The 18573-nt window shown below is 60.5% G+C and carries 19 protein-coding genes; all 19 read left to right on the top strand.

The features are described 5' to 3' along the window. Positions 1-6 precede the first annotated feature (6 nt). Complete coding sequence (locus tag HMPREF1249_RS06050) at positions 7-702, top strand: zinc metallopeptidase (RefSeq protein WP_008523390.1); 696 nt, start codon at positions 7-9, stop codon at positions 700-702. Positions 703-766: 64 nt separating this feature from the next. Continuing rightward, positions 767-1486: a DUF6391 domain-containing protein gene (locus HMPREF1249_RS06045; RefSeq protein ID WP_008523391.1), complete on the top strand. Its 720-nt coding sequence runs from the start codon at positions 767-769 to the stop codon at positions 1484-1486. Continuing rightward, positions 1483-2799: an RsmB/NOP family class I SAM-dependent RNA methyltransferase gene (locus tag HMPREF1249_RS06040; RefSeq protein ID WP_008519622.1), complete on the top strand. Its 1317-nt coding sequence runs from the start codon at positions 1483-1485 to the stop codon at positions 2797-2799. The genes HMPREF1249_RS06045 and HMPREF1249_RS06040 overlap by 4 nt, the downstream gene beginning before the upstream one ends. Position 2800: 1 nt before the next feature. Further along, positions 2801-3973, top strand: a complete 1173-nt coding sequence (locus tag HMPREF1249_RS06035; protein ID WP_008523393.1) for a PASTA domain-containing protein — start codon at positions 2801-2803, stop codon at positions 3971-3973. Further along, complete coding sequence (gene rpe / locus HMPREF1249_RS06030) at positions 3970-4644, top strand: ribulose-phosphate 3-epimerase (RefSeq protein WP_008523395.1); 675 nt, start codon at positions 3970-3972, stop codon at positions 4642-4644. The genes HMPREF1249_RS06035 and rpe overlap by 4 nt, the downstream gene beginning before the upstream one ends. Next, the gene (locus tag HMPREF1249_RS06025; protein ID WP_008523397.1) at positions 4641-5948 is read left to right on the top strand and encodes a RodZ domain-containing protein; all 1308 of its coding nucleotides are present in this window, start codon (positions 4641-4643) and stop codon (positions 5946-5948) included. Before rpe ends, HMPREF1249_RS06025 begins: the two co-directional genes overlap by 4 nt. Further along, positions 5945-7240 carry a 30S ribosomal protein S12 methylthiotransferase RimO gene (gene rimO / locus HMPREF1249_RS06020; RefSeq protein ID WP_008519630.1) on the top strand — a complete coding sequence of 432 codons (1296 nt, stop codon included), beginning with the start codon at positions 5945-5947 and terminating at the stop codon, positions 7238-7240. Before HMPREF1249_RS06025 ends, rimO begins: the two co-directional genes overlap by 4 nt. Continuing rightward, the gene (locus tag HMPREF1249_RS06015; protein WP_008523399.1) at positions 7237-7746 is read left to right on the top strand and encodes a phosphatidylglycerophosphatase A family protein; all 510 of its coding nucleotides are present in this window, start codon (positions 7237-7239) and stop codon (positions 7744-7746) included. The genes rimO and HMPREF1249_RS06015 overlap by 4 nt, the downstream gene beginning before the upstream one ends. Then, the gene (locus tag HMPREF1249_RS06010) at positions 7734-8246 is read left to right on the top strand and encodes a CinA family protein (RefSeq protein ID WP_008519634.1); all 513 of its coding nucleotides are present in this window, start codon (positions 7734-7736) and stop codon (positions 8244-8246) included. Before HMPREF1249_RS06015 ends, HMPREF1249_RS06010 begins: the two co-directional genes overlap by 13 nt. Continuing rightward, entirely contained in the window at positions 8239-8805 is a 567-nt protein-coding gene (locus HMPREF1249_RS06005; protein ID WP_008523402.1) for a 2'-5' RNA ligase family protein, read from the top strand. Before HMPREF1249_RS06010 ends, HMPREF1249_RS06005 begins: the two co-directional genes overlap by 8 nt. Then, entirely contained in the window at positions 8802-9923 is a 1122-nt protein-coding gene (gene recA / locus HMPREF1249_RS06000) for a recombinase RecA (RefSeq protein ID WP_008519636.1), read from the top strand. The genes HMPREF1249_RS06005 and recA overlap by 4 nt, the downstream gene beginning before the upstream one ends. A 180-nt stretch (positions 9924-10103) precedes the next feature. Continuing rightward, positions 10104-11186: a 3'-5' exoribonuclease YhaM family protein gene (locus tag HMPREF1249_RS05995; protein ID WP_008523405.1), complete on the top strand. Its 1083-nt coding sequence runs from the start codon at positions 10104-10106 to the stop codon at positions 11184-11186. After that, positions 11165-12088 carry an RluA family pseudouridine synthase gene (locus HMPREF1249_RS05990; RefSeq protein WP_008523406.1) on the top strand — a complete coding sequence of 308 codons (924 nt, stop codon included), beginning with the start codon at positions 11165-11167 and terminating at the stop codon, positions 12086-12088. Before HMPREF1249_RS05995 ends, HMPREF1249_RS05990 begins: the two co-directional genes overlap by 22 nt. Before the next feature lie 37 nt (positions 12089-12125). After that, positions 12126-12476: a hypothetical protein gene (locus HMPREF1249_RS05985; protein ID WP_008519643.1), complete on the top strand. Its 351-nt coding sequence runs from the start codon at positions 12126-12128 to the stop codon at positions 12474-12476. 154 nt (positions 12477-12630) lie between these two features. Continuing rightward, the gene (locus tag HMPREF1249_RS05980) at positions 12631-13914 is read left to right on the top strand and encodes a Glu/Leu/Phe/Val family dehydrogenase (protein WP_008519644.1); all 1284 of its coding nucleotides are present in this window, start codon (positions 12631-12633) and stop codon (positions 13912-13914) included. A 249-nt stretch (positions 13915-14163) separates the two neighbouring features. Further along, a complete protein-coding gene (locus tag HMPREF1249_RS05975; RefSeq protein ID WP_008519648.1) occupies positions 14164-15306 on the top strand; it encodes a threonine synthase in 1143 nt (380 codons plus the stop codon). A gap of 119 nt (positions 15307-15425) precedes the next feature. Continuing rightward, positions 15426-16610, top strand: coding sequence for a cysteine desulfurase NifS (gene nifS / locus HMPREF1249_RS05970; protein ID WP_008523407.1), 1185 nt, complete (start codon positions 15426-15428; stop codon positions 16608-16610). A 2-nt stretch (positions 16611-16612) separates the two neighbouring features. Then, positions 16613-17035, top strand: a complete 423-nt coding sequence (gene nifU, locus HMPREF1249_RS05965; protein ID WP_008523408.1) for a Fe-S cluster assembly scaffold protein NifU — start codon at positions 16613-16615, stop codon at positions 17033-17035. A 161-nt stretch (positions 17036-17196) separates the two neighbouring features. Then, the gene (locus tag HMPREF1249_RS05960; RefSeq protein WP_008523409.1) at positions 17197-18552 is read left to right on the top strand and encodes an O-antigen ligase family protein; all 1356 of its coding nucleotides are present in this window, start codon (positions 17197-17199) and stop codon (positions 18550-18552) included. Positions 18553-18573 lie beyond the last annotated feature (21 nt).

The following is an 18573-nucleotide window of genomic DNA, read 5'->3' as shown; positions in this document are numbered from 1 at the left end:
TTTTTCATGATGATGCCGTACCTTGATCCGACGTTCCTCCTGATCGTCCCGGCTTTGCTGCTGGCCCTTTGGGCCCAAACAAAAACGCAGCGGACTTTTGCCGCCTACAGCCGAGTGACCAGCCAGAACGGGTACTCGGCGCAGCAGGTCGCCCGATCGCTGCTCGACAGGTTCGGCCTTTCAAGCGTGCCGATTCGCCCTGTCCCCGGCTCGCTGACCGATCATTATGACCCGCAGGACAAGAGCCTGTCCCTTTCTCAACCGGTGTACGACAGCCACTCCATCGCGGCGATCGGCGTTGCGGCTCACGAGGTCGGGCACGCCATCCAGCACGAACAGGAATATCGGCCTCTGGCGATTCGGAATGCCATTGTGCCGGCCGCCAATATCGGCTCTCAAGCCGCGCTCCCCCTCTTCTTCATCGGACTTCTCATGAGAGGGCAAACGCTGATGACCTTGGGCATTGTCCTGTACTTGGGAGTTCTGGCCTTCCACCTCGTCACGCTACCCGTCGAGATTGACGCCAGCCGGCGGGCCCTGCGGCTTTTGGACGAGACGGGGATGCTGAGCCGCCCGGAACTGCTGGGCGCCAAGAAAGTTTTAAGCGCAGCTGCTTTGACGTACGTGGCGGCGACGCTCATGTCGCTGACCCAGCTCGTCCGGCTGCTGATCCTTCGCGGTGCCACAAGGAACCGAGACTAGCTGAACCGTTTCGGGCGGGGTGAAAGTCACTCCGCCCGTCGGTTTGTCTTCTGGAGGGATGTTCATGTTCCCACCTCTTTTTTTGTTCCTGTTGTTCCTGCTCCCTCTGGCCGGTTTCTTTACGCTGTGGCTCGCCGTTCCCCTGCTTCTGATCGGCTTGGCGGTCTTTGCGTTCGGCGGTTTGGACTGGCAGGTATGGCGGCCTGACCGGCTGTGGAAGCTGCTGACCGATCAGGCTTCCAGACGAAACGCGGCCCTTCAGAACGCGACCGTGCGCCTGCTGCGCGAACAGGACCCCGCGTCAAAGCCTGCCGGCGTCGAGCCGGACGGCTTCGGCCTGTCGTCTCAGCTCAGCTCCGCCCAAGTCTGGGACGCGGCCCATCACGCCCTCTACCGGCTTCGAGACGGCGAAAAAGATCTGGCCGTCACGGCCGGAGGCTCGTCAGCAGCCTTGACGCTGACCACCGTCATTTTAGCCGTCCTCTTGCTCGGCCTGCTCCTTTTCAGCGGGCATCTCAGCCTGTTGACCGGCGTGCTGGCCGTCTTGGCCAGCCGGGCGATTGCTCCGGCGATCGCCCCGAGCTTTGAGCGTTTCGCGCTGATTAACGCTGACGTGAGAGGCCTTCGCTTGGCGGACATTCGAGAGACCGCCGAGCGCCAGTCCGCTTTAGGCGGCCGGTTTCTCTGGTCGCAGGGTGGCTTTTTCATCTCCACCGCCGACGAGGGAGCTCCGCTCGAAGCGGAAATTTTAGACGAAACGCCGTCGGACAGGAGCATCTCGTGAGAGGCATTGAAGCGGCCCTGAAAGTCCTCTCCGCCGTCGAAAAGGGCGGGTTCGCGTCCCAAAAGCTGAGGGATCTTCCCCTCGACGCCCCGGATCGGACTCTCGCAGCGTCTCTGGTTTACGCCTGTCTGCGGCGGGCCGAGCTGTGGCGTTTTCTCGCGTTTGAATATCTCCGCCCAAAGCCCGAAGGGTTTTCCCCGTCGGTCCGTCTCGCGCTCCAGCTCGGCGCGGCCGGAGCGCTTGAACTGAAAAACTTCGCCGTGCCCGCGTTAGTCAACGGCTTAGTCGACTGGACAAAACGGTCTGACCGCGGGGGGGCAAAAGTGGTCAACGCGGTCATGCGCCGTCTGCTCGACCAAGGACCGGCGCGCCTTGAACAGTTGGGAAACGACCGTTCGCTGGAAGCGCGAAGTCTGCTGTTCGGGGTTCCTCTCTGGGCTGCCCGCCTTTTCACCCGCGACTACGGCTCCGAAACTGGGGACGCTCTGCTGAAGACCCAGCAGTCTCCCGTCGCCTTAGCGCTTCGGGTCTCCCGATCGGACTTGCGGGAACGCGTCCTCGCGTCCTTGGGGGCGTCGGGCTGGAACGCTTCGCCGTCTGACCTCTTAAGCGAGTCCATTCGCCTTGAGACGACCGCTCTGCCACCCTGCCTGCCCGGGTATGACGCCGGACTCGTCACGCCTCAGAGCGAAACGTCCATGTCCGTCGCCCACGAAGCGGCCGCCTCGTGCCCCGAAGGCCGAATCCTCGACATGTGCGCCGGCCGGGCCGTCAAATCGGGAGCGGTGCTTCAAGCCAATGTCCGGCTCACGCTGGAAGGCTGGGACCTCTCGAAGCCACGGGTTCTCGCCGGCATGAAAGAACTCACCCGGCTGAACCTGACAGGTCGGGCAAAACTTCGGACAGGCGACGCGCTGGAACTCGTCCCAGAAGAAGCGCCGGACGCCATTTTAGTTGACGCGCCCTGTTCAGGAAGCGGAACGTGGCGGCGTCACCCGGAGGCCAAGTGGCGGCTGAGCGAATCGGACTTAGCAAGCAACTCGGCTCTGCAGCGCCGGCTTCTTGATCGGGCCTGCCGGCTCGTCAAGCCCGGCGGGACGGTGATTTACTCTACCTGCAGTCTGTTTGCGGCAGAAAATGAAGCGGTCGTCTCGCAGGTCATCGAAGAGACGCCGATGACCGTTGAACCGCTCAGTCCTTCTTTTAAATTTGACTCACTTCGATCTCCCGGCGCCGTCGCGTTTCCCTCGACGCCGTGGAACGACGGATTCTATCTTGTTAAGTTGCGACGTCCGCTAGGAAAGGAGCGGTAATATGCGTTTTCTGCGTTTGGCGATTCTTCTGGCCCTCTTGGCCGTCATCGGATCGGCGGCTGTCATCGGGTACAACATTTTCTTGGGCAGCTCAAGCTCTCCGCTGCCTCCGCTTCGCGGGACTTCCGTCGTTGAAGCGGTCGCGACGCTTGAAAAAATAGGGTTGCAAGCCCGTATCGATCAACAGGAGTCGTCTCTGCCTCAGGGCACTGTCATCAGCCAGTGGCCCGAAGCGGGACGCAAGCTCCGCTCCGACAAAATCGTCACTCTGAGAGTCAGCCAAGGAACTCAGGGCGTAGCTGTCCCAGATGTCAGACGGCAGCCTGAAGCATCTGCCGTGGCGCAGCTGCAGAACCAAGGGTTCGCGGTAGGAGACCTTCTCAAGGTATCGGCGTCTGAGCCGGCCGGCACTGTCATCGCCCAGAACCCGGCCTATCCGGCCAATATTCCGTCGTCGCAGAAAGTTGACCTGCTGGTGAGCCTCGGCCAAGTTGCCGCCGGCAAGGTGATCCTTCCCGACGTGGTGGACAAGAAACTTTCTCAGGCCCAAGAACTTCTGAGCGCCAGCGGCCTGAGAACCTCCGTCACATGGCAGTACGGCAAATCGACCCCCACCGGCATGGTGATCGCCATGAGCCCCCGAGCCGGCTCATCAGTCGCGCAGAAGAGCAAGATCACGCTCACCGTGGCCACGACAGATAAGAAATACGCGACTCAGCCGACCGCGGACGAGCTGCCGCAAGCCGGCCCTACAACAGCGACTGGTGCTAAAATCGTCATGGTGACTCCTGCAGGAGACGCAGAACCCGCAGCTCCGGCCGAGAACGCCGAAGCCCCGAGCGGAACAACAACCGCCACTCTTCCAGCGCAAGGCGAGCAAGCCTCACCTGCTACCGTTTCAGCGCAAGGAGAACAAGCCGCGCCCGGGCCGGCTCAAGTCGATCAAACGTCGTCCGCACAGGGCCGTAAGACCGCGACCGTCCGCTACCAAGTGCCGCCGGTCAAGGGCATGAGCCTTCGGATTGAGATGACCGACCGCAGCGGCACCCACAAGATTCTCGAACGGCAGGCCAAGCCAAGCGAGACGATATCGCTCAACGTACCTTATACCGGTGAGGCGATCGTCACCATCTTCCTCGGCGGGGAATTTGTCTGGCAGGATCGGTACAAATGAGAAAGTTCTTCCTCGCGCCGTCGCTGTTGTCAGCTGATCCGCTGGCCTTGGCTGAATCGGTCGAGAAACTCGACGGCGCGTATGACTGGCTCCACGTGGACATCATGGACGGCCACTACGTGCCCAATTTGACGTACGGCCCGTCGCTCGTCAAAGCCCTGCGGAAAAAGTACCCGGACGCGTGGCTTGACGTCCACCTGATGGTAGAGCCGTCGGAGAATTTTCTGGACATGTTTCTGCCCTGCGGCGCCAGCTGCCTCACCGTTCATCAGGAGAGCACCCGACACCTGCACAGGGCCTTAACGCGAATCAGGGAGAACGGCATCTGGGCGGGCGTCTCACTCAACCCGGGGACGCCGGTCTGCATGGTCGAGCCGGTGCTCGACTGTTTGGATCTCGTCCTGCTGATGTCGGTGAACCCCGGGTTCGGCGGCCAGTCGTTTATTTCAAGCGTCTGCTCCAAGGCTCAGACCCTCTGCCAGTGGAGAGCCGCCAAGAATTTGAATTTCGTCATCGAAATGGACGGAGGGCTTGGGAAGGACACGCTTGTCCAAGCGCTGACTGCCGGAGTTGACGCGGCAGTCATGGGAAACGCCCTATTTAACACTCCTGCTCCGGCACAAACGGCCCGGGAGATGAGAGAACGTGCCATGGAGGTGCTTTCAAGATGATCGACACTCACAACGCGGAATATCACAGCCTCGAAGAGCTTGGCAGCGTCCTGCAGAAAGCCCGGCAAGCTCGGGGCGTTTCGATCGAAGACGTCACAACGATGACCTGCATTCAGCCCCGTTTTCTCGAGGGAATTGAGCGGGGCGACTTTTCCGGCTTTTCCAGCTGGGTTCAGGCCCGAGGCTTCGTCCAGAAATACTTGAGCCTGATGAACCTGATGGATGTCTGGCCGGCGTACTCCCCGTTCTTGAGCGACACGCCGCCAGTCTTTCCGGCCCCGGCGACTTTAGCTGAGGAGGAGCCGACAGTAGACGAAGCCCTGCCGGAAGGAGAGGACGAACCGGTTTCACAGGAAAAGCTTGCCCCGGGCGAAGTCGACGAGGGTGACGAGCCTGCCGCCCCGCTGAACGAGGATTACCACATCGGGGAGCAGATTGAAGCCCCTGAGTTCTCTGGCACAGACCGCGATGAACCTGATCTGCCGCTCGCCCCGTTGGTTTCCAATGCCGAAGTTGGAGAAGACGAGCGAGAGGCTGTCTCTTCTCACGAAGACCAAGCAGACCATGCCGTAACCGTTCAGGTTCCCCGACGGTCAAGGCCTTCAACGCCGCCCCGCCAGTCGGCCCAGTGGGCCAATGACCCGCTTCAGCCGCCGATCTCCCGGCGCAAAACGGTTGCCCCATACGCGACCCGGCGGAAAAAAGGCGGCGGATTGATCCTGCTTGCCTTAACCGTTTTGATTCTCATCGGCGCCGGTTGGACCTGGTGGAGCCGCCGAGACGTGTCGCTTGACGTCGCCCCAGCCACTCAAACTCAAAAAACCGCCGACACCATTGCAGTTCTGCCCTCAAACGAAACGCCTTCCGAAGGCGAAACGTCGTCGGGCGCAGGAAAGACCATCCCGACAAACCCGATGGCTGCCGATATCGTACACGTCCGCCCCGCGCAAGAGACGCCGAACCAGCCGGCTCAATCGACTGGCACGTCTGAACAGAGCGCGGGCGCTCTGGCCGCGTCAACCTCTACTTCGGCCGTCTCAGCCTCCGCTTCGTCATCGAAACAGCTCGTCATCGTTGCCGATGGCGACTGCTGGCTTGATGTGACCCGGGACGGCAAAAAAATCTTCGCGAAGATCATCAAAAAAGGCGCCCGCCACTCCTTTGAAATCGGTACTGGCCTGCGAGTTATTTACGGTGCCGGACAAAACGTCAAGGCTTCGGTGGACGGCAGCGCCCCGGCTTCCCCGGGCGGCGGCGTCCTTCGACTGATTTACGCGCCGGACGGGACTGTCTCCAAGCAGTGAAAACAGCTCACATCGTCACTTTAGGCTGTCCGAAAAACGAGGCGGACAGCGAGCGGCTTGCCGGGATCATGGCGAGGGCGGGGTTTTCCTTGACCGACAAGTCTGAGGGCGTAGACCTTATCTTACTGAACACCTGCGGCTTCATCCAACCGGCCGTCGAAGAGGGCATCAGCACCATGCTCGACATGGAAACGATGAAAGCCCGCGGCGACGTAAAGGCCTTGGCCGTCGTCGGCTGCATGGTCAACCGGTACGGCGACGACCTTAAAAAGGAATTCCCCACCGTGGACTACTGGGCGCGCTCCGAGCAATGGCAAGAGCTCATCGAGTCGATGGGAGCAACCTACTTGGGAGACGGGCGGCATATCCTGACCCGAACGCCTTGGACCCGGTATCTCAAAATCAGCGAGGGCTGCAACTGCCAGTGCTCCTACTGCGCTATCCCCGGCATTCGGGGACGGCTGTGCAGTCGCCCCATCGACGAGCTGGTTCAAGAAGCCGGCCGGCTCGTCTCAGAAGGCGCCAAAGAGCTTTGCCTTGTCGGCCAAGAGCTGACCGAGTACGGCGCTGACCTCTACAAAAAGCGTTCTCTGCCAAAACTTTTGACCGAGCTCGAGAAAACGCTGCCCCAATCGGTATGGCTTCGGCTTTTTTATCTCCACCCTTCCCACTTGGACACGGCGCTTCTCGAACAGATCGCGTCCAGCAAACAAATCGTCCCGTGGCTCGACGTGCCAATTCAGCACATCGACAATCAGGTCTTGGAGCGCATGGCCCGGCCGCCGGTGGAGACGAAAATTCGGTCGCTGTTTAAAATCGCCCGGGAGATTAACCCGGACTTTGCCTTCCGCACCACCTTGATGGTTGGTTTTCCCGGCGAGACGCGGCGCCAGTTCGACCGGCTTCTGGACTTTGTGGAGGATATCCAGTTCGACCGGCTAGGAGCTTTTACCTACTCGCCGGAAGACGGCACGAAGGCGGCTTCGTTCCCCGACCAAATCCCCGAAGACGAAAAAGGGCGGCGGTACGACGAGCTGATGTCGCTTCAGCAGTCCATTTCCCGGCGGCGGCAGGCGCTGTTCGTCGGCCGACGGCTCGACGTCCTCGTCGAAGAGGTCGATCAGGACGGCACCCGCTGGGGACGCAGCTATCGGGACGCCCCGGAAATCGACGGGGCTGTCGCCCTTTCCGGCTCGGCCTCTCAGCCGGGCGATATCGTATCCGCTCTGATTGACGACAGTTCAGAGTACGACCTGTTCGGCCGTCCAGTTGAAAGCGAAGGGAAATCATGACCGATTCTCAGGAAAAACGCCCTCTCGGCGCCGCCGGCTGGATTGCCACGCTGGCTGGCTCCGGGCGCATGGGACAGGCCCCCGGCACGATTGGAAGCGCAGAAGCCTGCATCATCGCGTACTTTCTGCCGGCTCAGGTCATGCCTTGGGCAATCTTAGCGGCCATTCTCGTCGGGACGTGGGCCAGCGGCGCTCACGCTAGAGCGCTCGGCCAGTCCGACCCGGGGGAAGTCATCGTCGACGAGCTGGCAGGCCAGTGGATCGCGTTGGCCGGCCATATGGTCAGCCGCGCCTCTGCCGGTTGGCTAATCCCCTGCCTTGCCCTGTTCCGACTTTTTGATATTCTCAAGCCGTGGCCGGTCAACAAACTCGAAAAACTGCCCGGCGGCGTCGGGATCATGGCCGACGACCTGCTGGCCGGCGTGGAGGCAAACCTCTGCCTCGTCGCCTTTCGGTACTTTTTTCAGGGCCAATCCGGCACAGGACTTTTGACATGGTTTCTTTAGAGACCTTAAACGAGAAAGCACGCGCCCTACAGGAGCTGGCGGTCCGCCAAGGGCTGACAGCGGCAGCGGCCGAGTCCTGCACCGGCGGGCTCATCGGCGCGGTGATAACGTCCGTGCCCGGCAGCTCGAACTGGTACGTCGGCGGCGTCATCAGCTACTCAAACGACGTCAAGGTGAACGTGCTGGGCGTGGCGCAGTCCATCCTCGACGAGTCCGGCGCCGTGAGCGCGCCCTGTGCTGCCAGCATGGCCCAAGGGGTTAGGCGCCTGACCGGCTCAGATATCGCCGTGTCGGTCACTGGAATCGCCGGGCCCGACGGCGGAAACGCGGAAAAGCCCGTCGGGACGGTCTGGTTCGGCCTTCAACCGGCGGTTGGCGATCCTATTACCCTGTGCCGTCATTTCCAAGGCGACAGGACGAGCGTCAGGCTTCAGACCGTAGAATTTGCCTTCCAACTGCTGCGCCGGGCCCTTTTAGGACAGGAGCTGAACGGTGAGTAGCCAAGACAGCCGGCGGTGGTTCTTCTGTCTGCCGCTGGAAAAGCCCGACCAAGCGAGTTTTGCCCGGCTACAGTGCGTCTGTTCCCCCGCCGCCCTTCGGCCGACGGACTGCCGATGGGCCCACGTCACGCTGCGGTTCTGCGGGCCACTTCCACCGGAGGCGAGCGGACAGCTGATTGACGCGTTCCCGCTCGTTCCGCTCCCCGGCCCGTTCGTCCTCCGGGGCGAAGGAGACGTCGTCCTCATGGGAGCCGACGCGTGGAGCCTGAAGCTGGACTGTCCGCCCCAACTGACCGAGTGCGTCCGCTTTGCAGCTGAGGTCTGCCGACGGGCAGGGCTGGCGCCCGAACGGCGTCCGTTCGTCCCCCATATCACCATCGGCCGGCGGAGAGGGCGGGTCAACGCGGCTCTGTTTCAGCCGTTTGAACGCTGGTCGTTTTCCGTCGAAGCCGTTCAGCTTCGGACCAGCACTTTGACGCCTCAGGGCGCCCGGTATCAGATTCTTGCAAGCCGCAGTCTCCCCGCGGCGCCTCAATCCCAAGAGGAGGGAAAATCGTGACGAAACGTCAGGCTCCAACGACCAAGGAAGAAGTTCTGACCCAGGCCATTGATGAGATCCGAAGCAAATTCGGCGAAGGATCCATCATGCGGCTGGGCGACAACAAGGCCATTCAGGCTGACGTCATCTCCACCGGCATTCTGCCGCTCGATGTCGCTCTGGGCGTGGGTGGCCTGCCCCGAGGCCGAATCGTCGAGATCTTTGGCCCTGAGGGCACGGGAAAGACGACGCTGGCGCTTCACGCCATCGCCGAGACACAGGCATCCGGGGGCATTGCCGCGTTCATCGACGCCGAACACGCGCTCGATCCTCGGCTGGCCGCCGCTCTGGGCGTTGACGTTGAAAGCCTCTACTTGGCCCAGCCTGACAGCGGCGAGCAGGCCCTGTACATTCTGGAAACGCTCGTGCGCAGTAGCGCCGTGGATATGGTCGTCGTCGACTCGGTGGCGGCCCTGACGCCTCAGGCAGAAATCGACGGACAGATCGGCGACCCGAGCGTCGGCCTGCAGGCCCGGCTGATGTCCTACGGGTTGAGACGGCTCACCGCCGCCATCGCCAAGAGCCGGTGCATCGTCATCTTCATAAACCAGCTGCGAGCCACCATCTCAACCGGCTATGCCCGGGGCCCTCAGGAAACGACCACCGGCGGCCGAGCGCTGAAGTTCTACACGTCGGTCCGAATCGAAGTGCGGCGGGGCAAGAACATCACCAAAGGCGAGGAGACCATCGGCCACGAGCTGTTCATCAAGGTCGTCAAGAACAAGCTGGCGCCGCCGTTCCGCACCGCCCACGCCTCGCTGATTTACGGTCAGGGCGTGCCAAAGACCATGGCCGTGGTGGACATGAGCATGGACGCCAACATCCTGAAGCGCAAAGGCTCGTGGGTCACCTACAAGGGCGAGACGATCGCTCAAGGAAAGGAGAAGGTCGCAGCCTACTTGGACGAGCACCCGGATCTGAAGGAAGAGATCAAGGCCGCCGTCTTGGCGAAAGTCTCCGAAAGCCTCGGCTTTGTGACCGTCAGCGAAGAAGGGGACGAGCCGGAAGAGGGCGAAGCATCCGGCGGGCCGCAGATCGACATCGACGAAGAGGTCATCGAGCTGACCAACGAAGAGTAATTCCAAAACAGAGTCAAAGCGTTTCAGGTTCCTCTGCCTGAGACGCTTTTTATTTTTGCCGTCATTTCTGAGTCTTACATTCGGCAAGGCACTCGCCGATTCAACCGACGAATGGTGATAGAATACAAGACGAAAAGGCTCGACAATCGGCCGACGATATCCGCGCAAAGGAGCCCGTTAATGAGCGATACGAATAGAACTTTTGCGGAAGTGTCCGCGCTCTCCGAAGGGGAGCGCTTCAACGCGTTCGGCCTCGTCACGTCCGTTCGGATGCTGCGGGACCGAAACGATAACCCCTATTGGAACGTCGAGCTGTCGGACAAAACCGGCACGATCACCGCGAAAATATGGGGAAACTGTCAGTGGTACGACAAACGCTCTGACCCTGCCAAGGTCATCACATCCCCTGCCGAGTCACCGGACATCATCAACTTGAAGGGCAAGACGCTGGGCGTCTTGGGGCAGGTTGGCTCGTACAACGGCAAGACGCAGTACACGTTCAACAAGGCCTACATTCTGAACCAGACTGACGAGCGATACAAAGCCACGGCTCTTATCCAGTCGTCCGACGTGCCAATCGAGGAGCTGAGCCGCCAGTTCTCCGAGCTCATCAACGGCTGCAGCGGCCCGGCCGGAGATTTTCTGCGGTTCGTGTTCGACCCTCAGGGGCCGTATTGGGACATGTTTCTCGTCTACCCAGCGGCAGTGGCCCATCACCACGCCTACGTTCACGGCCTGCTGGAACACACGCTCGGCGTGGCGCGGCTGGCTAAGTCCATGGCCGAAAGTTACGCCGGCTCGGCCCTGCGCCCAGACGTGAACGTGGTAACTGCCGGAGCTTGCCTTCACGACCTGGGGAAACTGGACTCGTACCTGCTCTCCCCCGGCCCGGAAATGACGCTCGAGGGCACTGTAATAGATCACGTGGCCCGCGGCTACGCCAAGTTCTGCCGGCTGGCTGAGGAATTTGGCCTTCAAGAGCCCCTAAAGACCCATCTGGGGCACATCCTGCTGAGCCATCACGGACAGAAGGAGTTCGGCTCGCCGGTCCTGCCGGCCACGCCGGAAGCCCTCATCGTCGCCGCCGCGGATAATTTGGACTTTCTTTTGGCCTGCTGGAGCCAAGCGACCGGCGCGTTAGACGGCGGGACCGACCCAGGACAGGCCATATCGGCTTGGGACTTTTCCGCCCAACGACGTTTCTGGAAGTGGCGGCCTGACGACCCCGCCGGGAGCGAACCGTGTCATACCAATTTGAAGTAACCCGACACGACGACGGACGCCGGCTGGACGCCCTGCTTCGGAGCATCTATCCGGCGCTGCCGCTCGGCGCTATGATGAAGTTCTTCCGAAAAGGAAGCGTGCGCCTCGACGGGGCCCGCGCCGACTTTCGGACCAAAGTCGCCGCAGGTCAGATGGTGTTCGTCCCGTGGGAAGCACCCGACGCCCAGCCGGAAGTTCAAGTCCGACACAGACCGCTTGACGTCCTTTACCGGAGCGATTCCGTTCTGGTGATCAACAAGCCGGCCGGACTGCTCAGCCAGCCGGACACTAAAGGCGAGGACAGCGTAGCGACTCGCGCGCTCGGCTACGCCTCCGATCCGGCCTTCGGCGCCCAGCTGGTTCACAGGCTGGACAGGAACACATCAGGGGTCATGATCCTCGCGCTGGACGGACAAGCCCTTCGGAGCCTGATGGTCTGCTTCAAAGAGCGAACGGCGAATAAAACCTATCTCGCTCTGGTCAGCGGCCAGCTGCCGCCTTCCGGGCAAATCGACGCGCCGCTGCTCAAGGACCCGGACAAAAAACTCGTCCGAGTGGCGTCGAATGGCGAACGGGCCGTTACGCGGTTCCGACGCCTCGCCACCGACGGACAGTTCAGCTTGGCAGAGGTGGAGATCCTCACGGGCCGAACCCATCAGATCCGCGTCCACATGAACCACATCGGCCACCCGATCTTAGGCGACGCCAAGTACGGCGACTTCTCCGCCAAGCCACAGGTGCGCCGGCTGGGAATCCGCCGCCCGATGCTTCATGCTACTTGCTTGGTTGTGAACTCCCCGGACGACTGCCTGAAGGAGATCTCGGGGAGACGTTTCGACGCGCCGTTAGCGGCCGACATGGCGTCGGTCTGCCAAAAGCTTGGATTTGAGATTTATTCCTAATTAAAATCGTTTTTAAACATCCTGAGGAGGAAAAAACATGAGAAACCTGAACCTGATCATCACCGACCGCGCCTTGGAGAGACTCAAAGAAATCGGCCCCGAGTGTGAAGTGTACATCGACCAAATCGGCATGGCGTGTCACAGCCAGCTGGTGGCGCTGGTCAAAACGGCCGAGGGGGCCAATTTCAGCGAGGCCGACTTCACCAAGCTCGAAAAGGACGGCGTGACCATTTGGGTCCCCGACGCCATCGAGTTCGAGAACGACCAAGTGGAAATCGACCTGCAGGGCATTTTCTTCATGGTCGTCCCCATGTGCCTGTCTGCCCTCATCCAGCAGCCCGCTTCGGGCGGCTGCGAAGGCTGCTCGGGGTGCTGCGGCGGATATTAGTCGTTTTATCCCGTCGGCCCCTCCCGTATTTTCTCTGTCAGAGCGGCCAGAACATGGTATGATTGAACTGTCAGAAAGCAATCAACAGTGAGGTAGTTTCTCGTAGTGGAATGCAACGACTTGTCGTTGCCAACATCATTTGGAGGTGCTTCCCATGGCTGTTGTGAAAAGAACTTCTGAAAACGTTCTGCTGAGAACCGCTCTGGCGAACTTCTACGGCGCTGCCGAGGAGATGGGGCTGCCTGACGGGCTCACGGACATTCTGGCTCACTCCGAGCGCAAGACCTGCGTTTCCGTCCCGGTTGAGATGGATGACGGATCCATCCGCGTCTTCGAGGGCTTCCGGGTACTGCACAGCAGCGCTCTGGGCCCCGGCAAGGGCGGCGTGAGATTCCACCAGGACGTCTGCATGGACGAGTGCGAAGCTCTGGCGTTCATGATGACTTGGAAATGCTCGCTGGCCGGCATCCCCTACGGCGGCGGCAAGGGTGGCGTCAACTGCGACTCCCTCAAGCTGTCAGCCAAGGAAAAAGAGCGTATCGCCCGCACGTTCGCGGCCCGCATTGAGCCCGTCGTCGGCGCTATGACCGACGTGCCGGCTCCCGATCTGGGAACCGATCCTCAGACCATGGTGTGGTTTACTGACACGATCAGCAAGATGCGCGGCCGGCTGGAACCCGCCATCTTCACCGGCAAGCCCGTGTCGTTCTGGGGCGCCCGCGGACGCGGCGCTGCCACCGGACTCGGCGTGGCCACCTGCGCCAAGGCTCTGCTTGACGTGGTCGGCGCCCAGGTCAAGGGCGGCAAGGTCACAGTTCAGGGATTCGGCAACGTGGGCAGCTTCACCGCTAAGTTCCTGCACGAGTTCGGCATGAAGGTCGTCGCCATTTCCGACATCACCGGCACGTACTACTGCCCGGACGGCCTCGACATTCCCAAGGCTCTGGCTCATGCAGCCAACGACCCGAAACGTCTGCTGACCGGATTTGAGAAAGTTCAGCCCGGCGTCAAGAAGATGGAGTGCGCCGATATCTTTGACATTGAGTGCGAAGTGATGCTTCCCTGCGCCATGGAAGGCGCCATCAACGCCAAGAACGCCGACAAGATCAAGGCTAAGTTCATCGTCGAAGGCGCCAACGGACCGACGACCCCCGAAGCCGATGAGATCCTCGCCAAGAAAGGCGTCCTCGTGATTCCTGACTTCCTCGCCAACTCGGCGGGCGTCATCGGATCCTACTACGAGTGGTGCCAAGACCTGAGCGGCGACTTCTGGACGGAAGAGCGCTACAACGAGCGTCTTGTCCATCAGATGACCGAGAACTTTATGAGAGTGTGGAACTACTCGAAGGAACACAACGTCCGCATGAGAAGAGCCGCCTTCTTGGCCGCTATCCATCGAGTTGCCGAAGCCGTCAAGATGAGAGGTCTGTTCCTGTAAAAATTGTCCTTTACAGAAAAAATTCCCTGCCGTATCTCGGCAGGGAATTTTTCATAGGCTCCCCTGAGACTCGTCCGGCAGTCCTCCCGTTGAACTGCCGCTTAGAAAAGTTATAATGAAGCGACAGGAGTTTCAACAAGGGGGAAAGACGATGACGGAAACCTTTTTCAAATCAGTCTGCCAAACCCGAGGCAATTTATCCCTGAGGCCTGAAGGAACACTGCGCGCGATCGCCCGGGAGGCCGGCTCATGTTAGTCTGCGCTCGGTGCGGCGCCTCGTTCCCTGACGAGACGAACCTCTGGCGGTGCACCTGCGGCGGCCCGTTTGACTACCGGTTCGAGCAGGCTCTCTCCTTTGACCCGGAGCAGCTGAGCCGAAGACATGACGGGTTCTGGAAATACGGCCGGGCGTTAGGACTCCGGCACCCCGAGAAGGCCGCTCGGCTCGGAGAAGGACAAACGCCGCTGCTGCCCCTCGAGTGGGACGGGCGGACCGTCTTTTGGAAGCTGGACTTTCTCCTGCCCACCGGCTCGTACAAAGACCGGGGAACCGCCGTCATGGCGGCGTCGTTGGCGGAAACCGGCCGGCGCGAGATCGTCGAGGACTCGTCGGGGAACGCCGGCTCGTCCTTGGCGGCCTACTGTGCCGCCTCCGGCATCACCTGCCACGTGTTCGTCCCTGCAAGCACGTCTGAGGGCAAATGCCTTCAAATCGGCTCGTACGGCGCTCATATTCACCGGGTTCCGGGCTCTCGGGAGGACACGACCGCCGCAGCAGTCGCGATGGGTGAGACCCACTTCTACAGCAGCCACAACTGGAACCCGTGGTTTGCCCTCGGGGTCAGGACTTGGGCTCTGGAAGCGTGGGAGCAGATGGATTTCCGCGCCCCAGACGCTGTCGTCGTGCCGGCCGGTCAGGGAAGTCTTGTAATCGGCGCGTTTCGGGCCTTTCAGGAGCTTGCCGCCTGCGGGGCTATCAGCCGAATGCCCCGAATCTACGCCGTCCAAGCGGCGGAATGTGCCCCACTGGCTGAGGCGTTCGACCGAGGGGAGGACGAGCCGGCGGCGATTGAAAAAGGGCACACGTTCGCCGAGGGCATCGCGTCCGCTGAACCCGTCCGGGGCTTCCAAGTCATTCAGGCAGTCCGGGAAACCGGCGGGCGTTTTGTCCGGGTCAATAACGGCCAAATCGCCGCGGGATTCAAGTCGCTGGCCCGGCGGGGGCTTTTCGTCGAGCCGACCAGCGCCGTCGTCGCCCCGGCGCTGAGCGAGCTCATCAAAGAAGGGCAAATTCTGCCCAACGAAATTACTTTGACCCTTCTGTCCGGCACAGGACTGAAAGCGGTCGATCACTTGGCGGAACTCGAGCAGATCGAGCGAAAATACCTGTAATCGCCTTCCTCAGTTTTACCGTGCACTAAAATTGACCAAAATAGACGGCTATGCTATTCTGAAATTGTTCTAGGGGAGTCCCGGCAAGGCCTGTCGGGACACTAAAGGAGGAGAGCCAGTTGCGGAAAGTATATATGGACAACGCGGCGACGACTGCCGTTCGCCGCGAGGTTTTAGACGTCATGCTGCCGTTTTTCAGCGAGGAGTACTTCAACCCCTCGTCGCTTTACGACTTTTCGGACAAGGCCCGCGAAGGCGTTAAAAAAGCGCGTCAGCAGGTAGCCTCGGTCATCGGCGCCCAGCCTGACGAGGTATTCTTCACCGGCGGCGGCTCGGAAGGCGACAACTGGGCCATCAAGGGCACGGCGTGGTCGAAGGGAGCCAGCCGGCCGAAGCTGGTCACAAGCCCGATAGAACATCACGCCGTGCTGCACACGATGGATTTTCTTCGCCGGAACGGTTTTGAAATCGTGACGGTCCCCGTGGACGGCGAGGGCGTTGTGACGCCAGAAGCGCTGGAAAAGGCCGTAGACGACAAGACCTGTTTGGTGTCAATCATGTTCGCCAACAACGAGATCGGGACCATCGAACCGATCGCCCAGCTGGCGAAAGTCGCTCACGCCAAGGGCGCGCTGTTCCACACCGATGCCGTTCAGGCGATGACCCAGACTCCGATTAACGTGAAGGAGCTCGACGTGGATATGCTGTCCGCCGCCGGGCACAAGTTCCAAGGGCCCAAGGGCGTCGGCTTCATTTACATCCGCAAGGGGCTCAAGATCGAAAACCTGATCCACGGCGGCGGACAGGAGAAGTCGCGCCGCGGCGGCACCGAGAACGTCCCGGGCATCGTGGGCATGGGGATGGCTATTGAACTGGCCGCCAAAGAGATGACCAAGAAGAACGCTACGCTGTCGGCCATGCGCGACCGGCTGATCGACGGCCTGTTGGCCGCAGTGCCGCACAGCCGGGTCAACGGTTCCCGCAAGAACCGGCTGCCTAACAACTGCAATCTGAGCTTCGTCGGCATCGAGGGTGAGACGATGCTGTTCGACTTGGACGACGCGGGAATCGCCGTTTCAACCGGCAGCGCCTGCGCGTCCGCGTCGCTTGACCCGTCCCACGTGCTGATGGCCATCGGGCTGAAGCACGAATGGGCGCACGGCTCGGTGCGGCTCACGCTGGGCGCTCACACGACCGACGAGGATATTGATTACGTGCTCGATGTGCTGCCGAAGATCGTCGCCAGACGCCGGGAGATGTCGCCGTTATGGCACGAGTTTCTTGCCGCTGAGGGAGGCAAATAATCATGATGTACAGCGAAGTTGTAATGGACCACTTCCGCAACCCGCGCAACGTGGGGGAGATAGAAAACCCTGACGGGGTCGGCGAGGTCGGCAACGCCAAGTGCGGGGATATTATGCGAATCACCCTGAGAATTAAAGACGACGTGATCGAGGACATCAAGTTCATGACATTCGGTTGCGCCTCGGCAATCGCCAGCTCCAGCATGGCCACGACGCTCATCAAGGGCAAGACCATTCAGGAGGCCCTGAAAATCACCAACAAGGCGGTAGCAGAGGCGCTCGAAGGCCTGCCGGCCGTCAAGATGCACTGCTCCGTCTTGGCCGAGGAGGCCATCACCGCGGCGATCAACGACTACCTGACCCGCCAAGGCCGGCCAACCATGAAGAGTCTGGCTGGTACGCACGAGCACGATCACGAGAACTAAAAACTCACAGGAAGCCCGTTGGAGTTCATAAGAACTCCAACGGGCTTTTTTGACGCCTGACAGATCTTTGGGGTAAAATAAAAAAATCTTGGAATATTACGTTTGTAACAGCGCCCTAAAGAACAGCTCTATCTTTCCCGGGCGTCAGGAGGAACTCCTTGATGATGGAAATTCAAAACTGCACTGCAAGCTCCTTCAAGGCCAAAACGTCATCTCTTTGGCCGCAGAAATTGGACGAAGCTGCATTTTGGCTGCTGGCGCTGGGAGCCGGCCTTTCGGCGTTTCGGCCTGTGGCCCACTACGCGCCGTGGGGAATCGCCCTTCTGCTGGTCCTCGTTCAGCGCGTTCTCTGGAGGGTGCCGTTAACGCCCCGATTTTCTCCAGGCGGACGGCGGCTTTTTCTTTTTGTCTGTCTTCTGACTGTCTGGTGCGCCATTGGCCCGGCCCTCGGCACGCCCGAGACGCCGGTTGGCGAGTGGGTTCATGGTTGGTCATTTTTTCTTGACTTTCTCGTCGGCACCTGGCTGTCAGCCCGACTGTGCGGCTCCCTAGACCGGCAGCAAAAGCTCCGATGGGTTCTTTTCGCCGGGTTCCTCGTCATCTCAGCCGTCTACTGCACTAGGCCGCTATTTTTTAGAGACGGCTACATGAATAACGGCGACGACCTCGGGTACTGGGGCCTTCTCATCTCGCTGGTGGTCTACGACCGGGGGCTTGATGTCCTCGGCTGGAAACTGGCCGGTTTCTGGAAAAGAGCGGGACAGGTGCTGTTTTCAGCGGCCTGCTGTATTGTCGGCACCGGCGTAACGTTTCTCTCTTTCTCTTTGGGCGCGTGGGGAATCGCCGCCATCCAAGCGGGGATCCTTCTTTTGCTTTCCCGACTTCCGTGGAAGAAAGTCCTCGATGCCTTTATCGCTCTGTCCTTAGTAGCTGCCCTGTGGACCGTCATACTGCAAATGCCACGCTTTCATGACATTGCAGAGATGTCCCATCTGGAGGTAGTCCAAGCAACCGCTTTAAAAGACAATAACGCGAGAAACTTTACCAGCGGACGGTCAACCATTTGGCGGGTCACGTCCGAGCTCGTCCGCCAGAAGCCATGGACCGGCCGAGCGAATAATTTTGCGAGTGAGTACTCCCGCTTAGCCAACGAAATGACAAAACAGTTTCATTTTCTCCCGAAAGATCTCACCGCGACCTATTCTCATAACCTGTATCTCGACCTGCTCTACCGGGGCGGCGTTCCCGCCCTCCTCATCTTCGCTTTTTTCATCGGCGGCTCCATCTGGCTGGCTTGGTCCATTCTAAAAAAATCGCCCGGAAACCGGTGGGCCATTATGATTTTTGCCTTCACAACGAGCCAGCTCGCGTTCAGCTTGGTGAATTCATTTTTCCAGTTTCGGCGCGATATGGGCTGCGTCACCTGGGTCATCTTCGGCGTGCTGACCGTCTTACGCAGCGGCGAGGCAGAGCCGGAGCAGCCTCCGGCGATTGGCGAAAAAGAACTTAGTGAATAAAAAACTCCCAGAGGAATTTTT

The organism is Jonquetella sp. BV3C21, assembly GCF_000468895.1.
Taxonomy (GTDB): Bacteria; Synergistota; Synergistia; order Synergistales; family Dethiosulfovibrionaceae; genus Jonquetella; species Jonquetella anthropi.
The sequence above is the reverse complement of the archived record's forward strand: the minus strand, read 5'-3'. Positions and strand labels throughout refer to the sequence as shown.

What these genes read in the sequence shown, in the direction of transcription:
- HMPREF1249_RS06050 (WP_008523390.1), top strand. Translation starts at nt 7, where the DNA reads ATGATGATGCCGTACCTTGATCCGACGTTCCTCCTGATCGTCCCGGCT.
- HMPREF1249_RS06045 (WP_008523391.1), top strand. Translation starts at nt 767, where the DNA reads ATGTTCCCACCTCTTTTTTTGTTCCTGTTGTTCCTGCTCCCTCTGGCC.
- HMPREF1249_RS06035 (WP_008523393.1), top strand. Translation starts at nt 2,801, where the DNA reads ATGCGTTTTCTGCGTTTGGCGATTCTTCTGGCCCTCTTGGCCGTCATC.
- rpe (WP_008523395.1), top strand. Translation starts at nt 3,970, where the DNA reads ATGAGAAAGTTCTTCCTCGCGCCGTCGCTGTTGTCAGCTGATCCGCTG.
- HMPREF1249_RS06025 (WP_008523397.1), top strand. Translation starts at nt 4,641, where the DNA reads ATGATCGACACTCACAACGCGGAATATCACAGCCTCGAAGAGCTTGGC.
- HMPREF1249_RS06015 (WP_008523399.1), top strand. Translation starts at nt 7,237, where the DNA reads ATGACCGATTCTCAGGAAAAACGCCCTCTCGGCGCCGCCGGCTGGATT.
- HMPREF1249_RS06010 (WP_008519634.1), top strand. Translation starts at nt 7,734, where the DNA reads ATGGTTTCTTTAGAGACCTTAAACGAGAAAGCACGCGCCCTACAGGAG.
- HMPREF1249_RS05995 (WP_008523405.1), top strand. Translation starts at nt 10,104, where the DNA reads ATGAGCGATACGAATAGAACTTTTGCGGAAGTGTCCGCGCTCTCCGAA.
- HMPREF1249_RS05985 (WP_008519643.1), top strand. Translation starts at nt 12,126, where the DNA reads ATGAGAAACCTGAACCTGATCATCACCGACCGCGCCTTGGAGAGACTC.
- HMPREF1249_RS05980 (WP_008519644.1), top strand. Translation starts at nt 12,631, where the DNA reads ATGGCTGTTGTGAAAAGAACTTCTGAAAACGTTCTGCTGAGAACCGCT.
- HMPREF1249_RS05975 (WP_008519648.1), top strand. Translation starts at nt 14,164, where the DNA reads ATGTTAGTCTGCGCTCGGTGCGGCGCCTCGTTCCCTGACGAGACGAAC.
- nifU (WP_008523408.1), top strand. Translation starts at nt 16,613, where the DNA reads ATGATGTACAGCGAAGTTGTAATGGACCACTTCCGCAACCCGCGCAAC.
- HMPREF1249_RS05960 (WP_008523409.1), top strand. Translation starts at nt 17,197, where the DNA reads ATGATGGAAATTCAAAACTGCACTGCAAGCTCCTTCAAGGCCAAAACG.